The 5459-nt window shown below is 33.8% G+C and carries 6 protein-coding genes; all 6 read right to left on the minus strand.

The window, feature by feature from the left end; translation table 11 throughout:
- Nucleotides 1–86: 86 nt before the first annotated feature.
- On the minus strand, nucleotides 87–1334 hold the full coding sequence (locus Q0064_RS05370) for a GAF domain-containing protein (RefSeq protein ID WP_298145417.1): 1248 nt from the start codon (nucleotides 1332–1334) through the stop codon (nucleotides 87–89).
- A 745-nt stretch (nucleotides 1335–2079) separates the two neighbouring features.
- Nucleotides 2080–3027, minus strand: a complete 948-nt coding sequence (locus tag Q0064_RS05375) for a HipA domain-containing protein (protein ID WP_298145420.1) — start codon at nucleotides 3025–3027, stop codon at nucleotides 2080–2082.
- Nucleotides 3020–3352 carry a HipA N-terminal domain-containing protein gene (locus tag Q0064_RS05380; RefSeq protein ID WP_298145424.1) on the minus strand — a complete coding sequence of 111 codons (333 nt, stop codon included), beginning with the start codon at nucleotides 3350–3352 and terminating at the stop codon, nucleotides 3020–3022. The genes Q0064_RS05375 and Q0064_RS05380 overlap by 8 nt, the downstream gene beginning before the upstream one ends.
- The gene (locus tag Q0064_RS05385) at nucleotides 3349–3570 is read right to left on the minus strand and encodes a helix-turn-helix domain-containing protein (protein ID WP_298145427.1); all 222 of its coding nucleotides are present in this window, start codon (nucleotides 3568–3570) and stop codon (nucleotides 3349–3351) included. The genes Q0064_RS05380 and Q0064_RS05385 overlap by 4 nt, the downstream gene beginning before the upstream one ends.
- Before the next feature lie 475 nt (nucleotides 3571–4045).
- Nucleotides 4046–4861, minus strand: a complete 816-nt coding sequence (locus Q0064_RS05390) for a HEPN domain-containing protein (protein ID WP_298145430.1) — start codon at nucleotides 4859–4861, stop codon at nucleotides 4046–4048.
- Nucleotides 4854–5324 (minus strand): hypothetical protein, encoded by a 471-nt coding sequence (locus Q0064_RS05395; protein WP_298145432.1) that lies wholly within the window; start codon nucleotides 5322–5324, stop codon nucleotides 4854–4856. The genes Q0064_RS05390 and Q0064_RS05395 overlap by 8 nt, the downstream gene beginning before the upstream one ends.
- Nucleotides 5325–5459 lie beyond the last annotated feature (135 nt).

Here is a 5459-nt window from a genome sequence, read left to right on the forward strand (position 1 = left end):
GGGTGAACTTAACCCTGGCGAGTTGCTCCTCAGCAGAGCTCGATTCCGTTTCAGTTCAAAACAAATTTCAAATCAAAAAACTATATTTACAAACTGTCGAAAAAGCCGACCACTTTCACCTCAAGTTGATTCATCATGTCGCTATTGTTTTTTTCAATGGTATCCGACAAGTAGGGCAAAATGAGCTCCAACTTGTTTGCGTTAACCGAGTTCAGCGCACGGCCGGTTGCAGAAGCTAATTCGAGTAATCCCAAGAGTTTCTTGTCTTTGATTACTGGTGCGAGCAAAAAGCTTTGAACTCCTTGATTGATAAGATGAGTCGCGAAGTTTATATTGTCTTGTTCTGTCGCATATTCGGCAACATTAGGAATAACGAATGGTTTTTTATCTTCGATCAAATGTTCATACGAACAGCCGCAAAGTGCGTTTTTACAATCGGCTTCTTGTTCGTCGAGCAGTATATAGCTGTGGAGTTTCTCGTCGTTAAAAGGTGGTTTCAGAAATAAATCTTCTTCTTCATCGTAAAAAGTAAATCCAATACGTAAATCAGGTATTTTGAAAACCGATCTGAAAATAGATTCAAAACTCTCGCCTAATTCCGCTTTTTCGGTATCCGATTTAAGCAAATTCGATTTCAGATTAGAGACGGCACTTTCCACGGTAACGTCAACTAAAGAAACAATGGCAAATCCTTTTAAAATCCAGGAATGCTCTGGAAAAGCTTTTTTCCATAAATCTAGATTATCGTAGTTGTCGACCAATTCATCGATTTCGGTTTGATTGAGGAATTTGGCATTATCTGTGGGAAAAATCTCTAGAAAATCTACGTTATATAAAATCCGATAGTGTTTTAGAATGCCGTTTTTGTCGGGAATGTCGTAAAATATTGGTTTTCCAAAATCGATGTTTTGATGGAAGTAAAAGTTTAAAATGAGCGTACAATTCATGATAAAGAACTGGTGCTCATCCATATTTCGGATACTGAGATCGAACGAGGCTTCCACGTCGTTTAGGATCTTTTTGAATCGTTGCGAATAGTTGAAAGTGAAATCGTAAAAAGGAATTGTCGCTGCTTTTATCTCATTGTTAGTGAGCGCAGTAGGGAATAGGTCGGCCAACAAATATTGAATGAGTTCCTGATTTTTTTCTACGAAATCGAGCTCGTCGATGCCTACTCGAAATTCAGGTTTATCTTCAATCTGAGTCAGTAGCGCTTTCGCATAATTGGCTCTGTAGCTTACATCGGTTACCGCAATTTGCTCTAAACCTTCAATTATTTTTTGGAAAGCGATTAAAACCTTAAACGGACTAATATACTTGTAGTTTTGAACCATGGAAGGATTGGATTAGGAAGACTCTCGCTGCGGAAGACTTCGTGCTGATTTTGGACTTTTGTAAAAACAAAATCGTTGTGTTGTAATTAGGAAATTCTAGTAACTAGTAGATTCATAGCACATTACTTTACTGAGCTTGTGCGCTCAAATCGTGTACTAAAATTACTACATTTTTACGTTCGATTTTAGGTGAAGATGTGTTTTATGATTTTATTGGTAAAGGAGGATTTTTCGACTTTTAAACAGTTTGTTTTAGAGGGGAAGTCTACACAATTTTTGTGCAGGTGAATGAGATAATGATTATGAAATAACTATTCCTTTTGGTTTTGGAAAATCTATTATTAAATAGTAATACAGTGGTTTTTCTTTGGAATGCCAACTTATCTTAGCTTTTGTCCATTTTTCCTTATAAAATTTACCCGAAGTTGTTTTCAATTCAATCTTTGAACGATTTCGATATATGTAAACTTTTCAACCGATTCATAGATTGGTTTATTATCTTTCTCATAAACTTACATAGTTTTGTAAATTAAAATCATTAATAGATTTCCGATTATTTACTGCATTTAAATGGAACTGGAACCAAAAGTCTTGAACAGATTCAGACAACTATATTCAATATCAGTGAATACTTCAAATAGTGATATACCAAGGAAAGTTAAAGGGTTTTTCAAGTAAATGGAACAACAAATTATACGGTTATAAATTTAAATATTCATCGTATTATTTTTTGTTGTGCTCTATTTTATTTATTGAAAAGCGTGGCATATCTTTCTTCTAATAGCACTTTATACTTTTCTTTGTATTCCTCTGAAAGTAATGAGTTGTTTATCCATTGTATTGCTACCGGTTTGTTTTTGAGGAATCGTTTCACCATTCCGTTTAGCTGTTTGTCGTTTAGCCCTAATTTTTTACCCAATCGTTCAAAGTGTTCCCATTTGAGTTTTCTCTTTTTGCCTTCAAGGGTTAATGCCAGTTCTTCGGTATCGTCGGGATTAACTATGGCAACATTCAAGAGGTCGTAGGCAGGTGTCAGTGACCAAGTATCGCCTGAATTGATCATCGAAAAGTTTTTGAGGTGCATGTCGTTATTACCTGTAAGGAAGCTGAAAATTGCCAGTTCCAAGAAGTAGAGGGTGTCTAACAACGTATTACTGGAGTGTTCCTCCAGCGCCTTTCCCACTTTTTCCATAGAGCTTTTGTATTTATCTACGGCCTCGGTAATCTGAAACATATCGAGCATGTGGATTTTTTCGCCGGATGGGGTACGGTCAATGCGCTTGGTAATGTATGACAGTTCTCCCGACTGCAGGCGAATTAGACTTGACATGACTGTATTGATGCCGAAAGCTTCCGCCATGCGCATGGTGAGGTGTTCGTTTTGTGGCATTTCGGGATAATTTTCGGATGGGGGTTTGAAAATGTAGTTTCCTCCCAAAGCTCCCACTACGGTTAGTCGTCCTTTGTTGCCGTCCTGCAAGGTTGTGTTTACCAATGACAGGGATAATTTTGGCTGAACACCGGGAACGGCTACGCTGCGCTCGACCACATTTTTTGCCAATGCTGCCATGTCCTGTAATGTATGTTCAAAAACAGGTGGTTGCTTTGTACCAAAAAAAGCCAAACTACAGTGCTCGTGAAAATCAACGAGATTATCCTCTAACGGTTTGTAACAATATAGACACTTAGACATTTTCTGTTGGTATTGGTTGAACACTTACGGCTCCGATGCAGTTTTGGCAACATGCCAATAACAGCCCCATGCGATCATTGGGGTTGATTTTCCAGTTTTTGGAAGCGATATCCAACAGCCAACCCTCGGGAATCAATCCTTCAAAAAAAGGAAAAAGCCTTTTGTCGGTATAGGGCTTGGCACTTACCGGCATACTAAAGGTGAGGAACTGTCTTGGATGCGTTTCTGCATACTCGATGTTATACTGAAAAGTGTATTCGCCTTCATCGGTTTCGGTAAGGGTGCCCGCCAACACCTCTTTATAATAAATGGCTGCCTGTCTCATAGGGTTTCATTTTTAGATAGTTCTTTGCTATTGACCGGTGCCAGTGTGTGCCCAAACATTTTGAGTACCTGGTTTACTTTTTCGAGGTTGAGGTTTTCCTTGCCTTGCTCTATCTTTCGGATTACGGTAAGTGCTACCCCGGCACGTTCGGCAAATGCTTCCTGTGTGAGGTTTACTTCGTTTCTTTTTTCTTTTACAAAAGTGGCGAGTGTTTTCATGGTTACCCTTTGTTATTTGTTTGGATTATATGCTATAACATATAATCTATTACAAATATATAAAATTATATGTAATTGCATATAATTTTACTTCGGATAATTAATTTATATGTAAAAGCATATAGTTTTGAATGGTAAGAAGTATAGAAAATGTCATAAGAAAAGCTATGACATTTTATCTAAACTAAGTTTGGAACATATTCGTTTTTTTCTTCATTCTCTAAGAGAAACAAATGAGTATAAGATTGCTGTCTATCAAAGAAAAGTTGCTGCCAAATAGAAAATTTTTGCGACTAATTGCATTTTTTTTGTGTAGATTTCAAATAGATTAAAAGAAAATCCATTAATGATTTTACTATAGCCATTAAAAGGTTTTTGGATTAATGAAATTAACGAAATGAAGCAAACAAATAACTGGCTTTAGGAATACTTGGACTAAAGACGGTTTTTGTGCAGGTGAATGAGATAATGAATTTTAACTTATTTGATCATTCCATTTTTTTAATTGGTATAGTGTATTTTTTAAATATTCAACATATTTAGGGAGTTTTTGAATTATCGGACGGTCCGATCTATAATAATTTAATGGATTAAAGTCAACTTCAGGATATCTAGCTAAATTGTTATGGTTGTGTGAAATCAAATTCGAATAATAAAGAATTAATACGTGAAAGTGTTCAGTCATTGCGTTTATAAAGTGTTGCTTTGTACTTTCTATTAAATCATTTAGTTGATTTTCATCTTTTATAAAATCTATAAAATCTTTTCTAGCTTCTTCTACTTTTTCTGGATTAGATTTGTTAACTAAATTAAAAAATAAATCCATCTTCTCAATAAGATGCTTTTTAAAATCACTTGGAAACTCAAAATTAAATTCACTTAATTCTTTGATAATATTTAAAATCTCTTCTAAGATTTCATTTGAATATTCATAAATTTCCTTTCTTTTTGGTAATGAATTTAGACCACTTTCTAAATTATTTGAGTAATCATCTAAATTTTCAGTACCTATCAATTTTTCAAATCCATAATCCTTTAAAAAAGCAATTTCTTTTTGTCTTTCGTTAGCTGAATCAATAAGAACTTTAAGTGTAAAATGTCCTGTGTTATTAGCATCTTTTCCTGATGTATATGTTTTAATCATAAAAGCATAAGCTTTCAACCCTTTTTCAGAAGCTTGCTGAAAATGGTAGAAAGAATTAGAGAACTTTTCATTTTCAAAAAGAATTTTTGAAACTTCCAAATCCTCAATTGCTAAATCAATCCATGTTTGAATGTAATCTTTATTCATTAGAAAATGTATTGTCGAAATATTTTAAAGATTGTAGTTCATAATTATCATCAAGCCAAATTATGTATCTTCTAAATTTTTGAATGTGCTTAACCTTTTTAATTTCATCATTTAAAGGATTTTTTTTAATGAAGTAACTTGCTAACCAGAACAATTTTAAGTTATTACTTTTTAAAGTGTCAAATAATTTTTTTTTATTTAAAACAACCAATTCTTGTCTATCACCATAGCTAAATTGTTTAGTTTTCACCTCATGATTAAACCCAATAATTTCATTATCATCATTTAGATACTTATTATTATCTAGCTCAGAAATTTCTAGCAGTTCTCTAATCTTTTTTGAAGGTATAATAATTTCTTTTTCTCCATCAACATTATTAGTCATTACTCTTGCTAAGCAGTTATATATAAATTTATTTTCGTAAAATTCAAATTTATTATTCGTTTCACCAATCCAATTCATCCAAAACAAATTAGTAGGGTAAGTGGCTGGTTTTTTTGAACAGGTTAAAAATAGAGTTAAATTAACCTTTTAAAAGAAAAACAGTATGAAGACATCAAAATTTTCAGAGGAACAGATTATTTCGATCTTAAAGGA

Source organism: Flavobacterium sp., from assembly GCF_027490375.1.
Classification (GTDB): domain Bacteria; phylum Bacteroidota; class Bacteroidia; order Flavobacteriales; family Flavobacteriaceae; genus Flavobacterium.

Bases quoted from the DNA above. Each gene is read 5' to 3' on its own strand.
- Q0064_RS05370 (WP_298145417.1), bottom strand. From the start codon at position 1,334: ATGGTTCAAAACTACAAGTATATTAGTCCGTTTAAGGTTTTAATCGCT.
- Q0064_RS05375 (WP_298145420.1), bottom strand. From the start codon at position 3,027: ATGTCTAAGTGTCTATATTGTTACAAACCGTTAGAGGATAATCTCGTT.
- Q0064_RS05380 (WP_298145424.1), bottom strand. From the start codon at position 3,352: ATGAGACAGGCAGCCATTTATTATAAAGAGGTGTTGGCGGGCACCCTT.
- Q0064_RS05385 (WP_298145427.1), bottom strand. From the start codon at position 3,570: ATGAAAACACTCGCCACTTTTGTAAAAGAAAAAAGAAACGAAGTAAAC.
- Q0064_RS05390 (WP_298145430.1), bottom strand. From the start codon at position 4,861: ATGAATAAAGATTACATTCAAACATGGATTGATTTAGCAATTGAGGAT.
- Q0064_RS05395 (WP_298145432.1), bottom strand. From the start codon at position 5,324: ATGAATTGGATTGGTGAAACGAATAATAAATTTGAATTTTACGAAAAT.